This window comes from Streptomyces sp. NBC_00670, assembly GCF_036226765.1.
Classification (GTDB): Bacteria; Actinomycetota; Actinomycetes; order Streptomycetales; family Streptomycetaceae; genus Streptomyces.
The window spans coordinates 4022385-4043435 of the sequence record NZ_CP109017.1 but is presented as its reverse complement, the minus strand read 5'-3'; the positions used below and the strand labels follow the sequence as shown (position 1 = coordinate 4043435).

Here is a 21051-nt window from a genome sequence, read left to right as displayed (position 1 = left end):
CCCAGCCCCCGTCGCCATCCGGCTTCCGCTCCCCGTCATCGCCCGGCCCTCGATCCCCTTCGTCATCGCCTGGCTCCCGGCGCCGGTGACCGCCCGGTCCCTGTCATGTACGGCTCCTGTCCTCGCCCGGCCTCCGTCGTCATCTCCTCGTCCGCGCCCGCCTGCCGGAGCAGCGCGCGCAGCCGCTCCCAGCCCACCTCGCGTCTGAACGCCTCCCTGCCCCAGCGCAGCGCGGGCACCGTGACCACCCACCCCGCCGCGTCCCGCTCCAGGACGTGCACCTCGGCGATGCGCCGCCGCCCGGCGCGGTCGCGCACGAGGTGCAGGACGACCGACAGCGCGGCGGCGAGCTGGCTGTGCAGGGCCGCGCGGTCGAGTCCGGCGGCGGTGCCGAGGGCCTCCAGACGGGCCGGTACCTGGGCCGCCGCGTTGGCATGGAGCGTCCCCGAGCCGCCGTCGTGACCCGTGTTGAGGGCTGCCAGCAGGGAGACGACCTCGGGGCCGCGCACTTCGCCTACGACCAGCCGGTCGGGTCTCATCCGCAGCGCCTGCCGCACCAGGTCCGGCAGTTCGACCAGGCCGGCGCCCTCCTGGTTGGCGGGCCGCCCCTCCAGCCGCACCACATGGGGGTGGTCGGGCCGCAGTTCCGCGGAGTCCTCGGCGAGCACGATCCGCTCGCCGGGGTCCACCAGGCCCAGCAGGGCGCTGAGCAGCGTCGTCTTGCCCGTACCGGTACCGCCGCTGATGACGTACGACAGCCGGGCGTCGATCAGTGCCCGCAGCAGGCGGTCGCCGCCGGGCGGCACCGTGCCCGCCGCGACCAGTTCGCCGAGCGTGAAGGCGCGGGGTCTGACCACGCGCAGGGACAGGCAGGTGGAACCTACGGCGACCGGCGGCAGGACCGCGTGCAGTCGGGTGCCGTCCGGGAGCCGGGCGTCCACCCAGGGCCGGGCGTCGTCCAGGCGTCGTCCCGCCACGGCCGCGAGGCGCTGCGCGAGGCGTCGTACGGCCGCCGCGTCCGGGAAGGTCACCGGGGTCAGCACCAGGCCGCCGCCGCGGTCCACCCAGACCCGGTCGGGTGCCGACACCAGGACGTCGGTGACCAAGGGGTCGGCGAGCAGTGGTTCCAGCGGGCCGCTGCCGACCAGTTCGGAGCGCAGCCGCTCGGCGGCGCCGAGGACCTCGGCGTCCCCGAGGACCCTGCCCTGCGCGCGCAGGGCCTGCGCCACGCGTGCCGGTGTCGGTTCGGCCCCGCTCTCGGCCAGCCACCGCCGCACCCCGTCGAGCAGCGCGGCGTGTCCGGCTTCGGACCGTACGGCGCCGCTGTCCCCGGTGGCTCCGCCGCCGCGGTCGGCGCCCGTGTTCCGTACGCCGACGCCGTTCACGCCGCCTCCGTCCCGGTCAGGGCCCGGCTCCAGAAGGCCGAGCAGAAGCGGGCGAGCGGGCCGCGGGCAGCCGCGCCGGGCGGGGTGCCGCCGTCCGGGGAGAGGAGTTCCGTGGGCACCTCGCCGGCCAACGGCAGCCCCAGCAGCCGGGCCACCTCGCGGTCGTCCAGCCCGGGCGCGTAGGGGGCGCGCACGGCGACCCGGAGGTCGCGCAGGACCATGGCGGCCGCCGACGCCACCCGCCGGGCCGCGGCGATCGCGCGCAGTTCGGCCGGGACGACCAGGAGTCCCAGGTCGACCTGGGCGAGCACTTCGGCGGTGCCCTCGTCGACGCGGCGCGGCAGGTCGACGACCACCGTGCCGCCGCGTCGCCGGGCGGCGGCCAGGACGGCGCGGACCGCTTCCGGCGGCACCGTCACGGCGTCGCTCCGATCCCAGCTCAGCACCCGCAGGCCGTGCAGCGCGGGCAGGGACTCCTCCAGCGCCCCGCTGCCGACGCGGCCCCGTGAGGCGGTGAAGGCGGGCCAGCGCAGACCGTGTGCCGTCTCGCCGCCGAGCAGGACGTCCAGCCCGCCGCCCAGCGGGTCGGCGTCCACCAGGAGGGCGCGCCGGCCCTCGCGGGCGGAGGTGACGGCGAGCGCGCAGGCCAGCGTGGAAGCACCGGCCCCGCCGCGGCCGCCGAGTACCCCGACCGTCAACGCCGGGCGGCCCACGCCCTCGGTGACGTCGGCGATGCGGTCCACCAGCCACTGTTCCCCGTCCGGGAGGACGAGGACGTGGTCGGCCCCGATCTCCACGGCGCGGCGCCACACGCCCGAGTCGTCCTGGTCCCGGCCCACCAGCACCACCCCCCGCCTGCGGGTGGCCCCGCGCACCCGGGGCACCGCGTCGTCCCCGACCAGCACCAGGGGCGCCGCCTCCCAGCGTTCCCGCCCCTCGGGCACCGTCGGATGCACCTCGGGCCGCGCGCCGGCGGCCGCGCACAGGCGCAGCAGGTCGTCGAGGAGTTCGCTGTCCTCGGTGACGATCAGTGGTCCGCGCTGCCGGCCCTCGGCGCGGTGTGTTCCGTCGTGTGCGATGGTTTCCGCCACGGTTCCCAGCCCCTTCGTTGTCGGGTTCTCACGGCGAGCGCCGATACGAACCGGCCATTGCGTCCGACAAACGACAACCGGCCATGAACTCCGCCGAACTCGCCGCGAGCGGACGCGCTGGAAACACGATGAGGCGATCCCCGAAATCGTGTGGATCTTGGTCCAAAACGGTGGACAACTCGGCGATTGTGGATATCGCCCTCACCCATATCGGTGAACGGTGTACGACTTTCGTACCGCAACCCGGCGACTACCGGGGGTAACCAAGCATGCTCATGACATCCTTCGCTCTGCCGAGCGCAGGACGACGCCCTCAACCGACCAGGAATGAGAAAACCCACCCGGACATGCGACGACCCCCGCCGGGGGGGAGAGCGGGGGTCGTCTCCACGGCCGACTCGGGGGGGGAGGAGTCGGACCGGGTTAGCACGGTCGCGAACGATCCGTGACTTCCATGGTGTACCCGAAGGCCCTCTCAGGCAAACCAGCCGCGCCCCACACTAGCCCGAATGGTGGGCGCATATGCTCGGGCTCGTGGAAAAGCACTCCTCGCCCCGCACAGCGGCCTTCTTTGACCTGGACAAGACGGTCATTGCGAAGTCGAGCACGCTCACCTTCAGCAAGTCGTTCTACCAAGGCGGCCTGATCAACCGCAGGGCCGTCCTGCGCACCGCCTATGCCCAGTTCGTCTTCCTGGCCGGCGGCGCGGACCACGACCAGATGGAGCGCATGCGGCAGTACCTGTCCGCGCTCTGCCGGGGCTGGAACGTCCGGCAGGTGAAGGAGATCGTCGCCGAGACGCTGCACGACCTCATCGACCCGATCATCTACGACGAGGCCGCCTCCCTGATCGAGGAGCACCACACGGCCGGGCGCGACGTCGTCATCGTCTCCACCTCCGGGGCGGAGGTGGTCGAGCCCATCGGGGAACTGCTCGGCGCGGACCGGGTCGTGGCGACCCGGATGGTGGTGGGCGAGGACGGCTGCTTCACCGGCGAGGTGGAGTACTACGCGTACGGCCCGACCAAGGCGGAGGCGGTGCGCGAACTGGCCGCCTCCGAGGGGTACGACCTCGCGCGCTGCTACGCGTACAGCGACTCCGCGACCGACGTCCCGATGCTGGAGTCCGTCGGGCATCCGCACGCGGTCAACCCCGACCGGGCGTTGCGCCGCGAGGCCGTCACCCGCGGCTGGCCGGTGCTCGACTTCCACCGGCCGGTGCGGCTCAAGCAGCGCCTGCCCGGGTTTTCGGTGCCGCCGCGGCCGGCCCTGGTCGCGATGGCGGCGGTGGGAGCGGCGGCGGCCACGGCGGGACTCGTCTGGTACGCCAGCAGACGGCGCGCGGCGACCGCGTGACGCCTCTGGGTCCTGGTCCCGGTCCGGGCCCGGTCCGGATCCCGGTCCCGATCCAGGTCCGCGACGCGCAGGAAAAGGTGCGGACAACAAAGTGCGGCGGTACGAGATTCGTACCGCCGCTGGCATGGGCGCCGGGTTACCAAGCGTCCTCGATATGTCGCCCATCAGGTCGGGAACTTCGCCCGTCACCTGGTGCGGCTGGCCCGTAATCGACGGGTCGACGTCGCGTGGGTGCCCGATGTCCATGCGCGGTCCGTGGGACCAACAGCGTTGCGAAAGGGGATCCTCGCGGATGTCCTTCGGTCTCGCGGTCCGTTGAGTCCTTTGTACTACTGGACCCGGGCAAGGGGAAGCGGAGCCCACACTTCTTTACTTTTACCTTCAAACGGTCACGAAACGGGCAGCAGGTGCGCTCGGAAGGAGCCGGCGTCCCGCGACTATGCCGCCCCGCGCTGGAGGGCCTCGCACACCGCCGTCGACTCCCTCGCGCCCAGTTCGACGGCCCGTCCGCAGTGGGTGATCCACGCGGCCATGCCCTCCGGGGTGCCGCTGACGTACCCCTCCAGGGCCGCGACGTACGCCGCCCGGCCCAGCTCGCCGTGGCCGGCCTCCGACGGGCACACCGCCTTGGGGTCCAGACCGCTGCCGACCAGCGCGATGCGCTCCGCCGCACGCGCGACGACGCCGTTGTACGAGCCGAACGGCCGCAGGGCGACCAGCTCACCGTGGACCACGGCCGCCGTGACCAGGGCGGGCGCCGAGCCGCCGGCGATGATCAGCTCCGAGAGCCCGTCGAGGCGGCCCGAGACCTCGGCGGCGCCCGGAAGCGGCAGTTCGACGAGCGGCTCGTCGACCGGCTCACCGTCCCGGCGGGGCCGTCCGACCTCGTCCTCCTTGCTCGCGGCCGCCACCAGGTGCAGCCGTGCCAGCACCCGCAGGGGCGACTGCCGCCAGATGGACAGCAGCTGCCCCGCCTCCGCGGTCACCCGCAGCGCCGCACCGACCGTACGGGCGTCGCCGTCCCCGAAGTCGGTGCGCCTGCGCACCTCCTCGAGCGCCCAGTCGGCACCGGACAGCGCCGCCGAGCCGCGGGCGCCGCGCAGCGCGGCCTCGGAGGTGATCTCGTTGCTGCGGCGCCGCATGATCCGGTGCCCGTAGACCCGGTCCACTGCCTTGCGCACGGACTCCACGGCCTCGGGCACGCCCGGCAGCGTGGCGAGGGCGGCGAGCGGATCGGCGGGCGCACCTGTCGTACTCATGAGTACGACCCTACGCACCCGGAGCGCCCGGACGTGAAGGAGTGGCCTTCTTCACGCCCGGGCCGCCCGGACGTCCGGCACGGTGATCCCGACGCCTGCGCGGCGGTGCGGACGCCCCGTGTGGCGCGGGCGCCTACCCCTCGCTCCTGCGCTCGCCCTTCTCCGCCGGGGCTCCGGGCACGCCCTTCGGTGCCGGGGCGGGCCGGTCCGACAGGAAGGAGGCCCAGCCCGCCTTCGGCGCCTCGCCGACCTTCAGCCCGCGCAGCTTGGCGAGCACCTTGGGGTCCTGCGCATCCAGCCAGTCGGCCAGCTGGTGGAAGGAGACGCACCGCACCTCGGGTTTGTCGCAGACGTTTTCGACGACCTCCTGGACGGCGCGCATATAGGTGCCGCCGTTCCAGGACTCGAAGTGGTTGCCGATGACCAGAGGAGCGCGATTGCCGTTGTAGGCGCGATCGAAGCCCTTGAGGAGCCCGTCGCGCATCTGATCGCCCCACATCTCCCGCTTGTCGGGGTCGCCCTGGGTGCGGGTGCCCGACTGGTTGACCATGAAGTTGTAGTCCATGGTGAGCTGTTGGTACGAGTGCCCGGGGAAGGGCACGAGCTGCATGGACAGGTCCCACAGGCCCTCCTTCTTGGCGGGCCACACCTGCTCGTTGACGCCGGAGCTGTCGTAGCGGAAGCCCAGGTCCCGGGCCGCCTTCATGAATTTCTTCTGGCCCTCCAGGCAGGGGGTACGGGCGCCGATGAGCTCCTTGTCGTAGTCGAAGGGCAGCGGGGGGAGGTTCTTCAGGGCGGGGGCGTTGGTCTTCCAGGACTTCACGAACGACTTGGCCTGGGAGATCTCCGACTTCCACTCGTCGACCGACCAGGTGCCGACCCCTCCGTCGGGTCCGCAGAAGTGGCCGTTGAAGTGGGTTCCGATCTCGTTGCCCTCCAGCCACGCCAGACGCGCCTGGGTGGCGGTGTCCCGGATGCCCTGCTGGTCGTTGAAGCCGATGTCCGAGCGGCCGGCCTCGTGCTGCGGCGGCCGGTACAGGTCGCGCTTCTCCTCCGGGAGCATGTACACCCCGCTGAGGAAGAACGTCATGTTGGCGTTGTTGTCCTTGGCGACCTCGCGGAAGTGCGAGAACAGCTTCTGACTGTCCTCCCCCGCGCCGTCCCAGGAGAAGACCACGAACTGCGGGGGCTTCTGGCCCGGCTTCAGCCGCTCGGGTCTGGGCAGGTGGGGCTGGGCGCCGGTGTAGGCGGTGGAGCCGTCGCCGATCGGGCGGAGCACGCTGTCGGGTGCGGCCGGTGCGCCGGCGCCCTTCTTCCCGCCGGAGGCACCGTGGCTCTTCGCGGCACCGGAGGCGTGTTCCCCGGGCGGGGCGTGGGTGGTGTCGGTCGCGCAGCCGGCGACCGCGGTGGCACAGGCCGCGGCGAGTGCGACGCCCGCGGCGATTTTCTGGGTGGCGGCCATCTCCGCCCACCTTCTTCCTTCGTTCGGGGCAAGGCCGGTCGGGCGTGCCGCGGCGCCCGTACGACGGGGAGGCCGACGGGCGGAAAACCGCGCACGCGAACAGCCCGGTCAAGGTCGCACGGGGCTTCAAAGGAATTTGTATGACAAGCCGATGAAATTACTGCTTAACCCGCAAGAGTGACTTATTGCGCCACTTGCTCAGATTCCGGCTACTCTTTTTTTACTTCGCATTACTGTCGATTTGCCGAGTCTTGGTAATTCTCTCGCTGTACGCCGTGACCACGGAGGAGACGGGACCCATGTCAGCCTGCCTGCCCACCCGCGCCACTGACCCGAGCCACACCCGGCGCACCCATCCACCGCACAGCCCCCCGCCCGCGCCGCGCCGGTTCCGCATCGCCGGCGTCGATCTGTCGGCCTCGATCGCGGTCTTTCTGATCGCCCTCCCCCTCTCCCTGGGCATCGCCCTCGCCACCGGTGCGCCCCTCCAGGCCGGTCTGGTGGCCGCGGCCGTCGGCGGCATCGTCACCGGCCGGCTGGGCGGCTCCCCGCTTCAGGTCAGCGGTCCTGCCGCCGGGCTCACCGTGGTCACCGCCGACCTCATCCAGCGCTACGGGTGGCGCGCCACCTGCGCCATCACCGTCCTCGCCGGAGGCGCCCAACTCCTCCTCGGCTGCCTGCGCGTGGCCCGTACGGCGCTCGCGGTCAGCCCTGCGATCGTGCACGGCATGCTCGCCGGTATCGGAGTCACCATCGCAGTCGCCCAGGTGCACATCGTGCTGGGCGGCACCCCGCAGAGCGCCGTCCTGGACAACCTGCGCGCACTGCCGGTCCAGATCGCCCACCTGGATCCGGCCGCGCTGTCGATGAGCGTCCTCACCCTGGGCCTGCTGCTGCTCTGGCCGCGGCTCCCGGGCCGGGCCGGGCACCTGCTGCGGGTGGTCCCCGCCCCACTCGTCGCCGTGGCCGCGGCCACCACGACCGCCGCGCTGACCGCGCTCACCCTGCCCAGGGTCGAACTGCCCTCCTGGCGCAGCCACGCGCTGGCCGGACTCCCGGACGGCCCGGTACTCGGTCTCGTCGCCGCCGTCCTCACCATCACGCTGGTGTGCAGCGTGCAGTCCCTGCTCGGCGCGGTCGCGGTGGACAAGCTGGTCGCCTCCCGCACCGGCACCCACGCGCACGTGGACCGCTCCGACCTCGACCGGGAACTGCTCGGTCAGGGCGCCGGGAACATCCTCTCCGGCGCCCTCGGCGGACTGCCGATCGCCGGAGTCGCCGTCCGCTCCACGGCCAACGTGCGCGCGGGAGCGGTCAGCCGCAACTCCACGATGCTGCACGGCATCTGGATGGTCGTGGCCGCACTGCTGCTGGTCCCGGCCCTGGAGCTGATCCCGCTCGCCGCACTCGCCGCACTGGTCATGGCGGTCGGCATCCAGATGGTCTCCCCACGCCACATCCGCACCGTCACCCGCCACCGTGAGGTGCTGGTCTACGCGGTCACCACCGCCGGCGTCGTCTTCCTCGGCGTGCTGCAAGGCGTGGCCCTCGGCATCGCCGCGGCCGTCGCCGTCGCCCTGCACCGACTCACCCGTACCCGTATCACCCACGAGGAGGGGTCCGAGGAGAGTGAGGGCATTCATCATGTCCGCGTCCGGGGGCAGTTGACGTTCCTCGCCGTGCCCCGGCTCAGCCGCACCCTGCATCTGGTGCCGCCGGGGGCGGACGCGGTCGTGGAGCTCGACGGCTCCTTCATGGACCACGCCGCGTACGAGGCACTGCAGGACTGGCGCCGGACACACCTCGCACGCGGCGGCTCGGTGGAGCTGACCGGGCGGGCGGGACCGCGGCTCGCCGAGCCGGCCACCGACACCGCCGCCTCCGCCACCGACATCGCCACCGCCACCGCCACCGGGGCACCGGCGTGCCACTGCGGACCGTGGACGCCCTGGCGCAACCACCGGTGCGCCCCGGAGCCCGCCACGCGGCCCGACGCTTCGCCGGAGGGGAACAACAGGCCCACCGAAGGCGACAGATCTCCCGGAGGCGACGGGTCCGTCGGAGACGGCGGAGCCCCCGGAGACGCCGGGACCGCCGGAGATGCCAGGATCATGGGAGACGGCAGGACCGCACGAGGGCAGCAGCCCGCCGACGGGCGACGACCTGCCGATGAGCAACGACCCGCCGACGGACGGCAATCCGCCGACGAACAACGACCCGTCGGCGGACGGCGGCCTGCCGACGGACAACCCACCGGCGGAAAACACCAACCCGCCGATGGACAACACCCCACCGACGGCAAACGGCTGCCCACCAGTGGCCAGCAAGAACTCGCCCGGGGCATCAGCGCCTTCCAGGACCGCACCGCGCCCCTGGTGCGCGGCGAGCTGGCGCGGCTCGCCCGTGAGGGGCAGAACCCCTCCCAACTCTTCCTCGCCTGCGCCGACTCCCGGGTCGTCACGTCGATGATCACTGCCAGCGGCCCCGGGGACCTGTTCGTCGTGCGCAACGTGGGCAACCTGGTGCCGCTGCCCGGCGAGGAGAGCGGTGACGATTCGGTGGCGGCGGCCATCGAGTACGCGGTCGAGGTGCTGCGGGTGGGGTCCATCACGGTCTGCGGGCACTCGGGCTGCGGTGCGGTGCAGGCGCTGCTGGCGGCCGAGGCGCCGGCCGCGCCCGATACGTCGAGGACGCCGCTCGGGCGCTGGCTGCGGCACGGGCGGCCGAGCCTGCACCGGCTGGCCGCCGAGGACCGGCCCCGGGCACGGTTCGCCGACGGGGAGCCCGCCGACGTCGCCGAGCGGCTCTGCCTGACCAACGTGGTGCAGCAACTGGAACACCTCAGAGCGCACGAGTGCGTGGCCCGTGCCCTGCGCGAGGGCTCGCTCGAACTGCACGGCATGTACTTCCACGTGGGCAGGGCGCAGGCCTATCTGCTCACCGGGACAACCGACGACAGCACGGGAGGGGAGGTGTTCGCCCGGGTGGAGGCCCGGCGGACCGCCCAGGGCGCACCCGTCTGACGGGGCGGCGGGCGGCGCCCCCGCTCGCCGCAGGTGCCGCCACGCGTGGTGAACCGATCCCGTTCGCCGTCCGTGAGAACGTGTGGCCCCATGCCCGGGGGCCGCACCCCCCCACAGACCGCAACAGGTCTAAACCATTTGCCCGTCGACCCTTGTCATCGGGGGTGCCGGTCTGATGAGCTGTGGCCTGGGACACAACGGACACCCTGGGAAAGGGAGATGTCGTGAGCAACGAAAGCCTGGCCAACCTTCTGAAGGAGGAGCGTCGTTTCGCACCTCCCGCCGAACTCGCCGCGCACGCCAACGTCACGGCCGGGGCGTACGAGCAGGCCAAGGCTGACAGGCTCGGCTTCTGGGCCGAACAGGCCCGCCGGCTGACCTGGGCCACCGAGCCGACCGAGACACTGGACTGGTCGAACCCGCCGTTCGCCAAGTGGTTCCAGGACGGCCGGCTCAACGTGGCGTACAACTGCGTGGACCGGCACGTCGAGGCGGGCCATGGTGACCGCGTCGCCATCCACTTCGAGGGCGAGCCCGGCGACAGCCGCGCGATCACCTACGCCGAGCTCAAGGACGAGGTGTCCAGGGCGGCCAACGCCCTGCTGGAACTCGGGGTGCGCAAGGGCGACCGGGTCGCCGTCTACATGCCGATGATCCCCGAGACGGCGATCGCCATGCTGGCCTGCGCCCGCATCGGCGCCGCGCACTCCGTCGTCTTCGGCGGCTTCTCGGCGGACGCGCTGGCCACCCGCATCGAGGACGCCGACGCCCGCGTCGTCATCACCGCCGACGGCGGCTACCGGCGCGGCAAGCCCTCCGCGCTCAAGCCGGCGGTCGACGACGCGGTGAACCGCGAGGGCACCACCGTGGAGCACGTGGTCGTCGTACGGCGCACGGGCCAGGAGGTCGCCTGGACCGAGGGCCGTGACGTGTGGTGGCACGAGCTCACGCAGAAGCAGTCGGCCGAGCACACGGCCGAGGCGTTCGAGGCCGAGCACCCGCTGTTCATCCTGTACACGTCCGGCACGACGGGCCGGCCGAAGGGCATCCTGCACACCTCCGGCGGCTACCTCACCCAGGTGGCGTACACCCACTGGTCGGTCTTCGACCTCAAGCCGGAGACGGACGTGTACTGGTGCACGGCCGACGTCGGCTGGGTCACCGGCCACTCGTACATCGTCTACGGCCCGCTGGCCAACGGCGCCACGCAGGTCATGTACGAGGGCACGCCCGACACCCCGCACCAGGGCCGCTTCTGGGAGATCGTCCAGAAGTACAAGGTGTCGATCCTCTACACCGCGCCGACCGCGATCCGCACGTTCATGAAGTGGGGCGACGACATCCCCGCGAAGTTCGACCTGTCCTCGCTGCGCGTGCTGGGCTCGGTCGGCGAGCCGATCAACCCCGAGGCGTGGATCTGGTACCGCAAGCACATCGGCGGCGACCGCACCCCGGTCGTGGACACCTGGTGGCAGACGGAGACCGGCGGCATCATGATCTCCCCGCTGCCGGGCGTGACCGACGCCAAGCCGGGCTCGGCGCAGCGCCCGCTGCCGGGCATCTCCGCGACGGTCGTCGACGACGAGGCCAACGAGGTGCCCAACGGCGGCGGCGGGTATCTGGTGCTCACCGAGCCGTGGCCGTCCATGCTGCGCACCATCTGGGGCGACGACCAGCGGTTCCTCGACACCTACTGGTCCCGTTTCGAGGGCAAGTACTTCGCCGGTGACGGCGCCAAGAAGGACGACGACGGGGACATCTGGCTGCTGGGCCGCGTCGACGACGTGATGCTGGTCTCCGGGCACAACATCTCCACCACCGAGGTCGAGTCCGCGCTCGTCTCGCACCCGTCCGTCGCCGAGGCGGCCGTGGTCGGCGCGGCCGACGAGACGACCGGACAGGCGATCGTGGCCTTCGTCATCCTGCGGGGCACGGCGGCGGAGACCGAGGACCTGGTCGCCGAGTTGCGCAACCACGTGGGCGCCACGCTGGGCCCGATCGCCAAGCCGAAGCGGATCCTGCCGGTGGCGGAGCTGCCGAAGACCCGCTCGGGCAAGATCATGCGACGGCTGCTGCGGGACGTGGCGGAGAACCGCCAGCTCGGTGACGTCACGACGCTCACCGACACGACGGTGATGGACCTCATCCAGGCGAAGCTGCCGGCGGCGCCGTCGGAGGACTGACGCGCCCTCGGTGGACTGCCCCGGGCCCCCGCCCGCAGCCCCCGCTCTCCGCGTCACCACACCTCCGCCCCAACGCCACCGCCCCTCCGTACCGACCCCCGGGAGCCGTACCGTGCCCCCGGGGGTCGGTCTTGGGTAGGCTGGGCGGGACATCCACCCCAACAGAAACGGTCTCTTCGGGCGCGCCGGGAAGTCTGGTCGGCATGCGATGCATGCTGCCCACTCACCCGGAAGGTCCCCCTCGTGGCCCCGCCCCGCAAGACCCACCAGCACGACCAGGCCCACCAGCACGACCAGGCCCACAGGCCCGATCAGCCGCACGGGCCCGACCGGCCCCGCAACGGTTCCCGCAGGTTCCTCGGCCGTCTCTCCCTGCCCGAGCGGACCTACGTCGCCGACGCGCTGCGTACCGAGACCGTCGGCGGGATCATCCTCCTCGCCGCCGCGGTCGCCGCGCTGATCTGGGCCAACCTGCCCGCCCTCGGTCACACGTACGAGAGCGTAAGCCACTTCCACTTCGGCCCCTCCGCGCTCGGCCTGCACCTCTCCGTGGCGCACTGGGCCGCCGACGGCCTGCTGGCCGTCTTCTTCTTCGTCGCCGGCATCGAACTCAAACGCGAACTGGTTGCCGGTGACCTCAAGGATCCACGCGCGGCCGCGCTGCCCGTCGTGGCCGCGCTGTGCGGAATGGCCGCGCCCGCGCTCGTCTACACCGTCACCAATCTCGGCGGCGGCGGCTCGCTCGCGGGCTGGGCGGTGCCCACCGCCACGGACATCGCGTTCGCGCTCGCCGTCCTCGCGGTCCTCGGCACCTCCCTGCCCTCCGCGCTGCGCGCCTTCCTGCTCACCCTCGCGGTCGTCGACGACCTGTTCGCCATCCTGATCATCGCCGTCTTCTTCACCTCCGGTCTGAACTTCGTCGCGCTCGGCGGCGCGTTCGTGGGCCTCGGCCTCTTCTGGCTGCTGCTGCGCAAGGGCGTGCGCGGCTGGTACGTGTACGTGCCGCTCGCCGTGGTGAACTGGGCGCTGATGTACAACAGCGGCGTACACGCCACCATCGCCGGTGTCGCGATGGGCCTGATGCTGCGCTGCCACCGCCGCGAGGGCGAGGAGTACTCCCCCGGCGAACACATCGAACACCTGGTGCGCCCCCTGTCGGCCGGTCTCGCCGTACCGCTGTTCGCCCTGTTCAGCGCGGGTGTCTCACTGTCCGGCGGAGCGCTCGGAGATGTGTTCGGCAAGCCCGAGACACTCGGTGTCGTGCTCGGGCTGGTCCTCGGCAAGGCGCTCGGCGTCTTCGGCGGCACCTGGCTGACGGTCCGTTTCACCAGGGCCTCGCTGAGCGAGGACCTGGCCTGGCCGGACGTCTTCGCGCTCGCCACGCTGGCCGGCATCGGCTTCACCGTCTCCCTCCTCATCGGCGAACTCGCCTTCACCGATGACCTCGTGCTGACGGACGAGGTGAAGGCGGCGGTGCTGTGCGGCTCGCTGATCGCGGCCGTGCTGGCGGCCGTCCTGCTGAAGATCCGCAACGCCAAGTACCGGTCGCTGTCGGCGGAGGAGGAGCGCGACGAGGATCTCGACGGCATCCCCGACGTCTACGAGGAGCACGACCCGGCGTACCACCTGCGCATGGCCGAGATCTACGAGGCCAAGGCCGCCGAACACCGAAGGCTTGCCGAAGTGATGGGCGGGGCAGGCGAGGGGGACCACGGTCCGGCATGATCTGACCTGTGCACAAAATGTCTCTGTGCACACAACGTCCCCGACGGCGCACGGACGACAGACCGAGACGCCGACAGCCACGGCGCCGACAGGCCGGACGCGAACGCACGTACGACGCGCAGGCGAACGTACGACAACTCAAGACGATCCTCACGACAACAGGGAGACCTCGATGAGCGCACCCGACGGCACCCCGGTCGGCGCGGAGCCCAGCATCGGCAGGCTGTTCGCCTCGGCCACGGCGGAGATGTCCGCACTGGTGCACGACGAGATCGCGCTGGCCAAGGCCCAGCTCAAGCAGGACGTGAAGCGCGGCGCGGTCTCCGGCGGCGCGTTCTCCGGAGCCGGCGCGGTGCTGCTGTTCTCCCTGCCGATGCTCAACTTCGCACTGGCGTACGGCATCCGCACCTGGAGCCACTGGAACCTGGGCGTCTGCTTCCTGCTGTCCTTCGCCGCGAACGTGCTCGTCGCCGGTCTGCTCGGGCTCATCGGGATGACGTTCGCGAAGAAGGCCAAGAAGAGCAAGGGCCCGCAGAAGGTCGCCGCCTCCGTGAAGGAGAGCGCCGGGGTGCTGCAGAAGGCCAAGCCGCACCCGCGTCCGGACCGGACGGACACGCCCGTCGAGGCTGTGGCACGCTCGTCCTCATGACGGACCCCGCCACACCCTGGGCCCAGCCCGCCTCGGCCGTACGGCTCGACCTGCCCGGCGGAAGAGAGGTGACCCACCGGGACGTCGCGGCCAACGGCGCCCGTTTCCACATCGCGGAGCTGGGCGAGGGGCCGCTGGTACTGCTGCTGCACGGCTTCCCGCAGTTCTGGTGGACCTGGCGGCACCAGCTGGTGGCGCTCGCCGACGCCGGTTTCCGGGCGGTGGCGATGGACCTGCGCGGGGTCGGCGGCAGCGACCGCACACCGCGCGGCTACGACCCGGCCAACCTCGCGCTGGACGTCACCGGGGTGGTCCGCTCGCTCGGCGAGCCCGACGCCGCGCTGGTCGGCCACGACCTGGGCGGCTATCTGGCGTGGACGGCGGCGGCAATGCGGCCCAAGCTGGTGCGGCGGCTCGCGGTGGCCTCGATGCCGCACCCCCGGCGCTGGCGCGCCGCCATGCTGCGGGACCCGCGGCAGTCGGCGGCGAGCTCCCACATCTGGGGCTTCCAGCGGCCCTTCGTCCCCGAGCGGCAGCTCACCGCCGATGACGGCGCGCTGGTCGGCCGGCTGATCCGCGAGTGGTCGGGGCCCCGGTCGGCGGACGACGACGCGGTCGAGGCGTACCAGCGAGCCATGTGCATCCCGTCCACCGCGCACTGCTCGGTGGAGCCCTACCGCTGGCTGGTGCGTTCGCTGGCCCGGCCGGACGGTTTCCAGTTCAACCGGCGCATGAAGCGGCCGGTGCGGGTGCCGACGCTGCATCTGCACGGCTCCCTCGACCCCGTCATGCGCACGCGGAGCGCGGCCGGTTCCGGGGAGTACGTCGAGGCCCCGTACCGCTGGCGCCTCTTCGACGGCCTGGGGCACTTCCCGCACGAGGAGGATCCCGGCGCGTTCTCGACGGAGCTGATCAACTGGCTGCGGGACCCCGAACCGGACCGGTGAGGCTGGATCGACGAGTCGGACCGTTGAGTCGGACGGCTCCGGCGGTCATGGAGCCAGGGGGCCGGGACGTAAGCCGCGAATCCGGACCGTCACGGCGCCATCACGCCCGGTATCCGAACAGGGAACGTCTGTTCTTCGAACAGCCATGTGCCTGACGCATAGGCCAATTGGAGGCCCGGCGGGAGGTTATCGACCTTGGGGCGGGGGCACGGTCGGGGTATGGGCTGGACGCACGACTACAACGACGTAGCACGCAACCGCCGCTCGGCCGCTGGTCCGGGCCCTCATGAGAGAGGCGCCCCGCAGTTGGCGGGCGCCGATCCCCGCGTGGGAATTCCGCACATCCTCCGCCGCCGGGCCCGCTGGGTCTCCGCCCGCCTCCGCCACGCACGCGGCTGACCGTCTGCCCCACGCACGCGGCTGACCGGGCCGCCTGGGTCGGCCCGGCCGGGCGTCACAGCGCGCAGTTGTCGCTGTCCACCTGCTGGTTCGCCCTGCGCCCCTGGTCGATGTCCTGCTGGATCTCGTCCGCGGTGAGGGCGTAACCGGTCTCGGCGTCGTCCAGCGACTTGGCGAACACCACCCCGTAGACCTGTCCCTGAGGGGTGAGCAGCGGACCGCCGGAGTTGCCCTGGCGGACGGTCGCGAACAGCGAGTACACCTCCCGGCGCACGGTGCCGCGGTGGTAGATGTCCGGGCCGTTCGCGGTGATCCGGCCGCGGACGCGCGCGGGCTGCACGTTGTACGAGCCGTTCTCCGGGAAGCCGGCGACGATCGCGCTGTTGCCGCCGGAGGCGCCGGAGGGGGCGAACCGCAGCGCGGGCGCGGGCAGGTCCGGTACGTCGAGGACGGCGATGTCGCGCCGCCAGTCGTAGAGGACGACCGTGGCGTCGTACTTGCGCCCCTCGCCGCCGATCTGGACGGTCGGCTCGTCGACCCCGCCGACCACGTGCGCGTTGGTCATGACACGGCGGTCGGCGAAGACGAAGCCGGAGCCCTCCAGGACCTTGCCGCAGCTGCGGGCGGTCCCCATCACCTTCACGATGGAGCGCTTCGCGCGCACGGCGACCGCGCTCCGGGCGAGGGCCGGGTCGGGCGGCTCGACCTCGGTGATCGGCTCGTTCGCGAACGGGCTGAAGACCTGCGGGAAGCCGTTGCGCGCGAGGACGGTGGAGAAGTCCGCGAACCAGGTGTCCGCCTGGGAGGGCAGCGCCTGCGAAACGCCGTGCAGCACCTTGGAGCCGCGGACCTCCCGGCCGAGCGTCGGCAGGGTGGTCCCGGCGAGCGCGGATCCGATCAGCCAGGCGACCAGCAGCATCGCCACGACGTTGACCAGGGCGCCGCCCGTCGCGTCCAGCGCGCGGGCCGGGGACCAGGTGATGTAGCGGCGGAGCTTGTTGCCGAGGTGGGTGGTGAGGGCCTGCCCGACGGAGGCGCAGACGATCACCACTCCGACGGCGATCACGGCGGCCGTCGTGTTGACCTCCGCGTCGTCGGTCGCCTCGCCCCACAGGACGGGGAGCGTGTAGACCGCGACGAGGCCGCCGCCGAGGAAACCGGTCACCGACAGGATGCCGACGACGAAGCCCTGCCGGTAGCCCACGACCGCGAACCACACCGCGGCGACCAGCAACAGGATGTCCAGCACGTTCACCGCTTCACGCCTCGCCTCGTCACGTTCCTCTCACCACGAAGTCCGGCCGGTGTTCCGGAACACGAGGCGGCGGGGGACACGGCGTCCCCCGTCGAAACACAGCACGGGTGCCACCCTGTCATGCGCGCCAGTCGAGCGGGACCCGCTTGTCTCGGTCCCAGGGGCGCTCCCAGCCCGCGTAGTGCAGCAGACGGTCGATCACGCCTGCCGTGAAACCCCACACGAGGGCGGATTCGACCAGGAATGCCGGACCTGCGTGGCCCATGGGGTGTACGGCGGTGACACGGTGCGCGGGATCCGTGAGATCCGCCACGGGGACGGTGAAGACCCGGGCGGTCTCCTTCGGGTCGACCACGCCGACCGGGGTCGGCTCCCGCCACCAGCCGAGGACCGGGGTGACGACGAAGCCGCTCACCGGGATGTAGAGCCGGGGGAGCACGCCGAAGAGCTGGACGCCGCGGGGGTCGAGGCCGGTCTCCTCCTCGGCCTCGCGCAGTGCCGCGCGCAGGGGGCCGTCGGTGGCCGGGTCGCCGTCCTCGGGGTCGAGGGCGCCGCCGGGGAAGGCGGGCTGTCCGGCGTGCGAGCGCAGGGAACCGGCGCGCTCCATGAGCAGCAGCTCCGGGCCGCGTGCGCCCTCGCCGAAGAGGATCAGCACGGCGGACTGCCGCCCGCCGCCGTCCTCCGGCGGCAGGAACCGGCTGAGCTGCCGGGGCCGTATCGTCCCGGCGGCCCGCACGACGGGCTCCAGCCACGCGGGCACCCCGTCGGCGGTGACCCGCGGACCGCCGACGACCTGCCGGGCACCGTCCGGAGGGTCGGCCGGGGACGGGGCGGTCGGTGAGGGCGGGGCATCTGCGGGCCCAGCCCCCGGCGGTGGGGCGGCTGCGGGCGGTTCAGCTCCGTGCGGCGGGACGACGCCGGGCGGTGGGGCGGCTGCCGGCGGTGGGGCGGCTGCGGGCGGCGAAGCCGCGTCGCGCCCGCCGACGGCGGGGTACGCGCCTCCAGACTTCGTGCCTTCGGGCTCCACACCTTCGGACCCCGCGCCTTCGGGCCTCGGGCGCGCGGACCCTGCCGCACGCGCGGCCTGCGGACCGTCGGGCCATTCACCGGCCGGTCGCGCGTCAGCGGGCCGCGCGTCGGCCCCCTGCCCGTCCGCAGCCTGCGGGCCCACGGCCCGGCCCTGCGGGTCGGCAGCCGGTATGTCTGCGGCCTGCGGCCTCGCAGGGCGCACGTCGGCCGATTGCGCATCGGCGGGCAACGCATCGGCCCGCTGTCCGTCGACGGCGTCGGCAGCCTGCGGACCCACGGCCCGGCCCTGCGGGCCGTCGGACCGTGCATCCGCGGCCTGCGGCCTCGCGGGCCGCGCGCCGGCCGGTCGCGCGTCGGCGGAGCCTCGGACCGCGGATCGTGCGGGCGCGCGATCCGCGTTCGTGTTGCTGGTGTGTGTCACTGCCACCCCCGTCCTGCCGGTCCCAACGCCCGTGGGGTCCCGGATCGTTCCGCGTGTCCCTCGTGTGGGTGTCCGTCGGGGACCGTGTTCACCAGGTGGCCCCCAGCGGCGGGGCCGGGATGCCGCCCGCGTCCAGATACGACTGCGGGGGCTTGAGGCGCTGGCCGGGGAAGCCGCCCTTCTCGTACTTGAGCAGCTTCTTCGCCTTCTCGGGGTCCGTCTCCCCCTCGCCGTACGCCGGGCAGAGCGGGGCGATCGGGCAGGCGCCGCAGGCCGGTTTGCGGGCGTGGCACATACGGCGACCGTGGAAGATCACATGATGCGACAGCATCGTCCAGTCGCTCTTCGGGAAGAGCGCGCCGACGGCCGCCTCGATCTTCTCCGGCTCGGTCTCCTCCGTCCACCGCCAGCGCCGCACCAGCCGCTGGAAGTGCGTGTCCACGGTGATTCCCGGCCGTCCGAAGGCATTGCCGAGAACGACGAAGGCCGTCTTGCGGCCGACGCCGGGCAGCGTGACCAGATCCTCCAGCCGCCCCGGCACCTCGCCGTCGAACCGCTCCACGAGGGCCTTGGAGAGCCCTATGACCGACTTCGTCTTGGCCCGGAAGAAGCCGCACGGCCGCAGGATCTCCTCGACCTCCTCCGGATTGGCCGCCGCCAGGTCCTCGGGAGTCGGGTACTTGGCGAAGAGCGCCGGTGTCGTCTGGTTGACGCGCAGGTCGGTGGTCTGCGCGGACAGGACCGTGGCGACGATCAGCTGGAAGGGGCTCTCGAAATCCAGCTCCGGATGCGCGTACGGGTACACCTCGGCGAGCTCGCGGTTGATCCGGCGGGCGCGACGGACCAGGGCCGTGCGCGACTCGGCGGCGGCCTTGCGCGGCACGGCGCCGGCCGCCCTGCTCGAACCGGCCGCCCTGCTCGAACCGGCCGCCTTGCGCGGCCCGCCGGCCGTCTCGCCGGCCGCGGCCGCACGCGCCCGTTTTGCCGGTTTCTCCGTACCGCCTCCGCTCTGTTCGCCGTCAGCGGAATCCCGACGTACAACCACCCGCCCAGCCCCCTTGGCCTGTGCTCTCACCGGCGATTTGGACACCCGGCCAGCCTACGACCCGGCACTGACATCCGCTCCGCTCCCCGGGGAAGGAGCCCCGTAATCGGACCCTGCCCCACTGCCCGGCACACGTGTGCGGCATCCTTGTGACAGATCACACTGTTTGGACCGTCCGGCAAAATGGGCAGCAGGGTCCCCTGGTAAACCGATGGGTACCCGGGGGGCGAACAGCCCCTGAGCAGGTCGACAAGGAGAGAACTCGTGGACGACGTTCTGCGGCGCGCCCCGCTCTTCGCGGCGCTCGATGACGAGCAGGCCGCGGAGCTCCGCGCCTCCATGAGTGAGGTGACCCTCGCGCGCGGCGACTCGCTGTTCCACGAGGGCGACCCCGGTGACCGGCTGTACGTGGTCACCGAGGGCAAGGTGAAGCTGCACCGCACCTCCCCCGACGGACGCGAGAACATGCTGGCCGTCCTCGGCCCCGGCGAGCTGATCGGCGAGCTCTCGCTGTTCGACCCGGGCCCGCGTACGGCGACGGCCACGGCGCTCACCGAGGTCAAGCTGCTCGGTCTCGGCCACGGCGACCTCCAGCCGTGGCTCAACGCGCGGCCCGAGGTGGCCGCCGCGCTGCTGCGTGCCGTCGCCCGGCGACTGCGCAAGACCAACGACCAGATGGCCGACCTCGTCTTCTCGGACGTGCCGGGGCGGGTGGCGCGGGCGCTGCTCGACCTTTCGCGGCGGTTCGGTGTGCAGTCGGAAGAGGGCATCCATGTGGTGCACGATCTGACGCAGGAGGAGCTGGCGCAGCTCGTGGGGGCGTCGCGGGAGACCGTCAACAAGGCGCTCGCGGACTTCGCGGGGCGTGGGTGGCTGCGGTTGGAGGCGCGGGCGGTGATTCTGCTCGACGTCGAGCGGTTGGCCAAGCGGTCGCGCTGACGGGATGGCGCGGTTCCCGCGGTGCCACGCCCGTGCAGGGCGGGGCGCGGGTCAGATGAGGCCGTGGTCTCCCAGGTACTCCAGCTGCGCCCTGACCGACAGTTCCGCCGCCGGCCACAGGGAGCGGTCCACGTCCGCGTAGACGTGGGACACGACCTCGGACGGTGTGCGGTGGCCGTTCTCGACCGCCGTTTCGACCTGGGCGAGGCGGTGGGCGCGGTGGGCGAGGTAGAAGTCGACGGCGCCCTGGGCGTCCTCCAGGACGGGGCCGTGGCCCGGCAGCACCGTATGGACGCCGTCGTCGACCGTGAGCGACCTCAGACGGCGCAGTGAGTCCAGGTAGTCGCCCAGGCGGCCGTCGGGGTGGGCGACGACGGTCGTACCGCGCCCCAGTATGGTGTCGCCGGTGAGGACGGCCCGGTCGGCCGGGAGATGGAAGCAGAGGGAGTCGGCCGTGTGTCCCGGGGTCGGGACCACGCGCAGTTCCAGGCCGCCGACGGTGACGACGTCCCCGGCGCCCAGTCCCTCGTCCCCGAGTCGCAGTGCCGGATCCAGCGCGCGCACCTTTGTCGACGTCAGCTCCGCAAACCTCGTGGCGCCCTCGGCGTGGTCGGGGTGGCCGTGCGTCAGCAGGGTGAGCGCTATGCGCCGGCCCGCCTGCTCGGCCGTGGCGACGACGCTGCGCAGGTGGGCGTCGTCCAGCGGGCCCGGGTCTATCACCACGGCCAGGTCGGAGTCCGGCTCGGCGACGATCCACGTGTTGGTGCCGTCGAGCGTCATCGCCGACGGGTTCGGCGCGAGAACGTTGACCGCGCGCGCGGTGGCCGGTCCGGAGAGGACCCCTCCGCGTGGCTGCCCGGGAAGGGCCGCTGCCTCCGTCATC

16 protein-coding genes are annotated in these 21051 nt (G+C 72.4%); 8 read left to right on the top strand and 8 right to left on the bottom strand.

The window, feature by feature from the left end; genetic code table 11:
* Positions 1–62: 62 nt before the first annotated feature.
* Both OIE12_RS17950 and ssd read right to left on the bottom strand, forming a co-directional pair.
* Positions 63–1385 carry a TadA family conjugal transfer-associated ATPase gene (locus tag OIE12_RS17950; RefSeq protein ID WP_443053846.1) on the bottom strand — a complete coding sequence of 441 codons (1323 nt, stop codon included), beginning with the start codon at positions 1383–1385 and terminating at the stop codon, positions 63–65.
* On the bottom strand, positions 1382–2476 hold the full coding sequence (ssd, locus tag OIE12_RS17945) for a septum site-determining protein Ssd (protein WP_329136552.1): 1095 nt from the start codon (positions 2474–2476) through the stop codon (positions 1382–1384). The genes OIE12_RS17950 and ssd overlap by 4 nt, the downstream gene beginning before the upstream one ends.
* A gap of 522 nt (positions 2477–2998) precedes the next feature.
* On the opposite strand from ssd, the gene OIE12_RS17940 reads away from it, so the two are divergent.
* Complete coding sequence (locus OIE12_RS17940) at positions 2999–3832, top strand: HAD family hydrolase (protein WP_329136550.1); 834 nt, start codon at positions 2999–3001, stop codon at positions 3830–3832.
* A gap of 437 nt (positions 3833–4269) precedes the next feature.
* Here the strand turns inward: OIE12_RS17940 and OIE12_RS17935 are convergent, their stop codons facing one another.
* Positions 4270–5091: an oxidoreductase gene (locus OIE12_RS17935; protein ID WP_329136548.1), complete on the bottom strand. Its 822-nt coding sequence runs from the start codon at positions 5089–5091 to the stop codon at positions 4270–4272.
* A 133-nt stretch (positions 5092–5224) separates the two neighbouring features.
* Complete coding sequence (locus OIE12_RS17930; RefSeq protein WP_329136546.1) at positions 5225–6553, bottom strand: hypothetical protein; 1329 nt, start codon at positions 6551–6553, stop codon at positions 5225–5227.
* Positions 6554–6852: 299 nt separating this feature from the next.
* On the opposite strand from OIE12_RS17930, the gene OIE12_RS17925 reads away from it, so the two are divergent.
* From OIE12_RS17925 to OIE12_RS17900, 6 genes are all read left to right on the top strand, one after another.
* Positions 6853–9576, top strand: coding sequence for a SulP family inorganic anion transporter (locus tag OIE12_RS17925; RefSeq protein ID WP_329136544.1), 2724 nt, complete (start codon positions 6853–6855; stop codon positions 9574–9576).
* A 224-nt stretch (positions 9577–9800) separates the two neighbouring features.
* Complete coding sequence (acs, locus tag OIE12_RS17920; RefSeq protein ID WP_329136542.1) at positions 9801–11759, top strand: acetate--CoA ligase; 1959 nt, start codon at positions 9801–9803, stop codon at positions 11757–11759.
* Between the two features lie 372 nt (positions 11760–12131).
* On the top strand, positions 12132–13484 hold the full coding sequence (gene nhaA, locus OIE12_RS17915) for a Na+/H+ antiporter NhaA (protein WP_329142024.1): 1353 nt from the start codon (positions 12132–12134) through the stop codon (positions 13482–13484).
* A 172-nt stretch (positions 13485–13656) separates the two neighbouring features.
* On the top strand, positions 13657–14133 hold the full coding sequence (locus tag OIE12_RS17910; RefSeq protein WP_329136539.1) for a phage holin family protein: 477 nt from the start codon (positions 13657–13659) through the stop codon (positions 14131–14133).
* Positions 14130–15080, top strand: coding sequence for an alpha/beta fold hydrolase (locus OIE12_RS17905; RefSeq protein WP_329136538.1), 951 nt, complete (start codon positions 14130–14132; stop codon positions 15078–15080). Before OIE12_RS17910 ends, OIE12_RS17905 begins: the two co-directional genes overlap by 4 nt.
* Before the next feature lie 219 nt (positions 15081–15299).
* Entirely contained in the window at positions 15300–15479 is a 180-nt protein-coding gene (locus tag OIE12_RS17900; RefSeq protein WP_006142024.1) for a hypothetical protein, read from the top strand.
* A 55-nt stretch (positions 15480–15534) separates the two neighbouring features.
* On the opposite strand, the gene OIE12_RS17895 is transcribed toward OIE12_RS17900, so the two are convergent.
* The 3 genes from OIE12_RS17895 to nth form a co-directional block, all read right to left on the bottom strand.
* Positions 15535–16734, bottom strand: coding sequence for a MarP family serine protease (locus tag OIE12_RS17895; protein ID WP_329136536.1), 1200 nt, complete (start codon positions 16732–16734; stop codon positions 15535–15537).
* A gap of 118 nt (positions 16735–16852) precedes the next feature.
* On the bottom strand, positions 16853–17494 hold the full coding sequence (locus OIE12_RS17890; RefSeq protein ID WP_329136534.1) for an NUDIX hydrolase: 642 nt from the start codon (positions 17492–17494) through the stop codon (positions 16853–16855).
* Between the two features lie 778 nt (positions 17495–18272).
* Complete coding sequence (gene nth, locus OIE12_RS17885) at positions 18273–19229, bottom strand: endonuclease III (RefSeq protein WP_329136532.1); 957 nt, start codon at positions 19227–19229, stop codon at positions 18273–18275.
* A gap of 264 nt (positions 19230–19493) precedes the next feature.
* Between nth and OIE12_RS17880 the strand changes: the two genes are divergently transcribed.
* Complete coding sequence (locus OIE12_RS17880) at positions 19494–20168, top strand: Crp/Fnr family transcriptional regulator (protein WP_006142016.1); 675 nt, start codon at positions 19494–19496, stop codon at positions 20166–20168.
* A gap of 51 nt (positions 20169–20219) precedes the next feature.
* Here the strand turns inward: OIE12_RS17880 and OIE12_RS17875 are convergent, their stop codons facing one another.
* The gene (locus tag OIE12_RS17875) at positions 20220–21050 is read right to left on the bottom strand and encodes an MBL fold metallo-hydrolase (protein ID WP_329136530.1); all 831 of its coding nucleotides are present in this window, start codon (positions 21048–21050) and stop codon (positions 20220–20222) included.
* Between the last annotated feature and the right edge of the window lies 1 nt (position 21051).

What these genes read in the sequence shown, in the direction of transcription:
- OIE12_RS17940 (WP_329136550.1), top strand. Translation starts at nt 2,999, where the DNA reads ATGCTCGGGCTCGTGGAAAAGCACTCCTCGCCCCGCACAGCGGCCTTC.
- OIE12_RS17935 (WP_329136548.1), bottom strand. Translation starts at nt 5,091, where the DNA reads ATGAGTACGACAGGTGCGCCCGCCGATCCGCTCGCCGCCCTCGCCACG.
- OIE12_RS17930 (WP_329136546.1), bottom strand. Translation starts at nt 6,553, where the DNA reads ATGGCCGCCACCCAGAAAATCGCCGCGGGCGTCGCACTCGCCGCGGCC.
- OIE12_RS17925 (WP_329136544.1), top strand. Translation starts at nt 6,853, where the DNA reads ATGTCAGCCTGCCTGCCCACCCGCGCCACTGACCCGAGCCACACCCGG.
- OIE12_RS17910 (WP_329136539.1), top strand. Translation starts at nt 13,657, where the DNA reads ATGAGCGCACCCGACGGCACCCCGGTCGGCGCGGAGCCCAGCATCGGC.
- OIE12_RS17905 (WP_329136538.1), top strand. Translation starts at nt 14,130, where the DNA reads ATGACGGACCCCGCCACACCCTGGGCCCAGCCCGCCTCGGCCGTACGG.
- OIE12_RS17900 (WP_006142024.1), top strand. Translation starts at nt 15,300, where the DNA reads ATGGGCTGGACGCACGACTACAACGACGTAGCACGCAACCGCCGCTCG.
- OIE12_RS17875 (WP_329136530.1), bottom strand. Translation starts at nt 21,050, where the DNA reads ATGACGGAGGCAGCGGCCCTTCCCGGGCAGCCACGCGGAGGGGTCCTC.